Here is a 3,547-nt window from a genome sequence, read left to right as displayed (position 1 = left end):
CCCGGGACGTGATCGTCCCGGGCCCTCCGCGCGTCCAGCGCTACTTGGAGTAGATCGCCTCGATCTCGTCCGCGAACTCCTTCGCCACCACGTTCCGCTTCAGCTTCAGCGACGGGGTGATGTGGCCCGCCTCCTCGGTGAACTGGGCGGGCAGGATGCGGAACTTGCGGACCGACTCCGCCTTGGAGACCGCCGCGTTGCCGTCGTCGACCGCCCGCTGGACCTCCGCGATCAGGTCCGCGTCGTCACGGAGGGAGGCCGCCGTCGCACCGGCCGGCTTGCCGTGCTCGCTCGCCCAGCGGCCCAGGAACTCCTCGTCGATCGTGACCAGCGCGCCGACGAACGGCCGCCCGTCGCCGACCACCATGCACTCCGCGACCAGCGCGTGCGCCCGGATCCGGTCCTCGATGACCGCCGGGGCGACGTTCTTGCCGCCCGCCGTCACCAGGATCTCCTTCTTGCGGCCGGTGATCGCGAGGTAGCCGTCCTCGTCGAGCGTGCCGATGTCACCCGTGTGGAACCAGCCGTCCGCGAGGGCCTCCGCCGTCGCCGCCTCGTTGTTCCAGTACCGCGAGAAGATGTGCTCGCCGTGCAGCAGCACCTCGCCGTCGTCGGCGATCCGCACCACCGAGCCCGGCAGCGGCTGCCCGACCGTGCCGATCTTCTGCCGGTCCCACGGGTTGAACGCGGTCGCCGCGCACGACTCCGTCAGGCCGTACCCCTCCAGGACCGTGAAGCCGATGCCGCGGAAGAAGTGACCGAGCCGCTCGCCCAGCGGAGCGCCGCCCGAGATCGCGTACTCGCCGCGCCCGCCGAGCACCGCCCGCAGCTTGCTGAAGACCAGCTTGTCGAAGACCTTGTGCTTCAGCCGCAGACCGAAGGACGGGCCCTGCGGGGTGCCGATCGCCCGGCTGTACGCGATGGCCGTGTGCGCGGCCTTGTCGAAGATCTTGCCCTTGCCGTCGGCCTGCGCCTTCGCCCGCGCCGAGTTGTAGACCTTCTCGAAGACGCGCGGCACGCCCAGGATCAGCGTCGGCCGGAACGAGGCCAGCTCGTCCGTGAGGTTCTTGATGTCCGGGACGCAGCCCAGCCGGATCGGCGCCATCACGGACGCGACCTCGACCAGCCGCCCGAAGACGTGCGCGGCCGGCAGGAACAGCAGCACCGAGCACTCGCCCGTACGGAACAGCGGCTTGAGCCGCTCCACGATGTTGCCGCACTCGGCGAAGAAGGCCCGGTGGGACAGGACGCAGCCCTTGGGACGGCCGGTCGTGCCCGAGGTGTAGACGATCGTCGCCGGGTCGTCCGCGTTCGCCGCGGACATGCGCGCGTCGAGCAGCTCGTCGGAGACGTCCGTGCCGGCCGCGGTGAGCCGCGCGACCGCGTCGTCCTCGATCTGCCAGACGTCCTTGAGCTCCGGAAGGTGCTCCCGCACGGACTCCACGGCCGCCCGGTGCGCCGCGCTCTCGACCAGCGCCGCGGTGGAGCCCGAGTCGCCGAGGATCCACTGGATCTGCTCCGCCGAGCTCGTCTCGTACACCGGCACGGTCACCCCGCCCGCGCTCCAGATCGCGAAGTCGAGGAGCACCCACTCGTACCGGGTGCGGGACAGCAGCGCGACCCGGTCGCCCGGCTCCACTCCGGAGGAGATCAGACCCTTGGCGACCCCGCGGACCTCGGCGAGGAACTGCGTGGCCGTGACGTCCGTCCAGACGCCGTCGACCTTGCGCCCCATCACGGCGACATCTGGGTGCTGGGAGGCGTTGCGGCGGATGAGATCCGTCAGGTTGCCGTCCGTGGGGACCTCGTACAGGGCCGGAAGGCTGAACTCGCGCAAGACTGCTGCTCCTCATCGGGCGCCGGCGCCACGGCTCTGTGTGATGCACCGGTGAAGTCCATGATCGGGCAGGTGCTCAGTGGGGGTGAGCACGACTGGACTGCCCGGACGTTACCCACCAGTACGTGGTTCCCGATAGGGGGTTCCGGCCAGATGTTCCGTGCGTCACACATGCGTGGCGGTGCTCTGCGCACAGTAATCCACCGGTTTCGAGACTCCCAAGTAACCGCAGGTGACACCCCCTAAGGTGGGGTCATGCGAGTCCATGTGGTCAGTGACGTGCACGGCAACGCCGGCGACCTCGCCAGGGCGGGAGAGGGTGCGGACGCCCTCATATGTCTCGGTGACCTGGTCCTCTTCCTCGACTACGCCGACCACAGCCGGGGTATCTTCCCCGACCTCTTCGGCGCCGAGAACGCCACCCGGCTCGTCGAGCTCCGCACCGCGCGCCGCTTCGACGAGGCCCGTGACCTGGGCCGCAGCCTCTGGGCCGGCCTCGACGTCGACCGCGACACCGCCATCGAGGCCGCGGTCCGCCGCCAGTACGCCGAACTCTTCGGCGCCTTCCCCACCCCCACGTACGCCACCTACGGGAACGTCGACATCCCCCGGCTCTGGCCGGAATTCGCCGGGCCCGGGACGACCGTCCTCGACGGCCGGCGGATCGAGCTCGGCGGCCTGGTGTTCGGCTTCGTCGGCGGCGGCCTGCGCACCCCCATGCGCACCCCGTACGAGATCTCCGACGAGGAGTACGCGGCGAAGGTCGAGGCCCTCGGCGACGTCGACGTCCTCTGCTCCCACATCCCGCCGGACGTGCCCGAGCTGACGTACGACACGGTGGCCCGCCGCTTCGAGCGCGGCAGCCGGGCGCTGCTCGACGCCATCCACCGGGTCCGGCCCCGGTACGCCCTCTTCGGCCACGTCCACCAGCCGCTGGCGCGCCGGATGCGCATCGGCGCGACCGAGTGCGTGAACGTCGGCCACTTCGCCTCGACCGGCAGGCCCTACGCCCTGGAGTGGTGACGGCGGGGCCACGGGGGCGCGATAGCCTTCCGTCGGCACGTCTGTGCCCCTTTTACTTCCGCCGGACCGCACAGTGGAGGAGCCACCGCGATGGCCGAACACACCAGCTCGAGCATCACCATCGAGGCGGCACCGGCCGACGTCATGGGCGTGATCGCCGACTTCGCCCGCTACCCGGAGTGGACGGGCGAGGTGAAGGAGGCCGAGGTCCTGTCCGCCGACGAGGCCGGCCGCGCGGAGAAGGTCCGGCTGCTGCTCGACGCGGGCGCGATCAAGGACGACCACACCCTCGCGTACACCTGGACCGGGGACAACGAGGTCAGCTGGACCCTGGTCAAGTCCCAGATGCTCCGCTCCCTCGACGGCTCGTACCTCCTGAAGGGCCTCGGCGACGACCGCACCGAGGTCACCTACCAGCTGACGGTGGACGTCAAGATCCCCATGCTGGGCATGATCAAGCGCAAGGCGGAGAAGGTCATCATCGACCGCGCGCTGGCGGGCCTGAAGCAGCGGGTGGAATCGGCCGCGTAACGCTGCGCGACGCCGTTGCGGGCCATCGTTCCGCCGGGGCGGTGCCCACCTCGTTGTGGGCAGGCGTTCCGCAAGGGGCGGAACGGGTGGGCACAACGGAACGGCGCCCTTGCCGGCGCGGGAGGCTGCTGAGCCTGGACCCGCACCGCTGGTGAC

3 protein-coding genes are annotated in these 3,547 nt (G+C 70.5%); 2 read left to right on the top strand and 1 reads right to left on the bottom strand.

From position 1 onward, the window contains the following. Positions 1 to 40 precede the first annotated feature (40 nt). Positions 41 to 1,837 (bottom strand): AMP-dependent synthetase/ligase, encoded by a 1,797-nt coding sequence (locus ACFV2S_RS37830; protein ID WP_385570867.1) that lies wholly within the window; start codon positions 1,835 to 1,837, stop codon positions 41 to 43. A gap of 267 nt (positions 1,838 to 2,104) precedes the next feature. Between ACFV2S_RS37830 and ACFV2S_RS37825 the strand changes: the two genes are divergently transcribed. Both ACFV2S_RS37825 and ACFV2S_RS37820 read left to right on the top strand, forming a co-directional pair. Further along, positions 2,105 to 2,860, top strand: a complete 756-nt coding sequence (locus ACFV2S_RS37825; protein WP_385570869.1) for a metallophosphoesterase — start codon at positions 2,105 to 2,107, stop codon at positions 2,858 to 2,860. A 90-nt stretch (positions 2,861 to 2,950) separates the two neighbouring features. Further along, complete coding sequence (locus ACFV2S_RS37820; protein WP_385570865.1) at positions 2,951 to 3,391, top strand: SRPBCC family protein; 441 nt, start codon at positions 2,951 to 2,953, stop codon at positions 3,389 to 3,391. Positions 3,392 to 3,547 lie beyond the last annotated feature (156 nt).

Source organism: Streptomyces sp. NPDC059695 (assembly GCF_042733785.1).
Taxonomy (GTDB): Bacteria; Actinomycetota; Actinomycetes; order Streptomycetales; family Streptomycetaceae; genus Streptomyces.
The sequence above is the reverse complement of the archived record's forward strand: the minus strand, read 5'-3'. Positions and strand labels throughout refer to the sequence as shown.

Bases quoted from the DNA above. Each gene is read 5' to 3' on its own strand.
- ACFV2S_RS37820 (WP_385570865.1), top strand. From the start codon at position 2,951: ATGGCCGAACACACCAGCTCGAGCATCACCATCGAGGCGGCACCGGCC.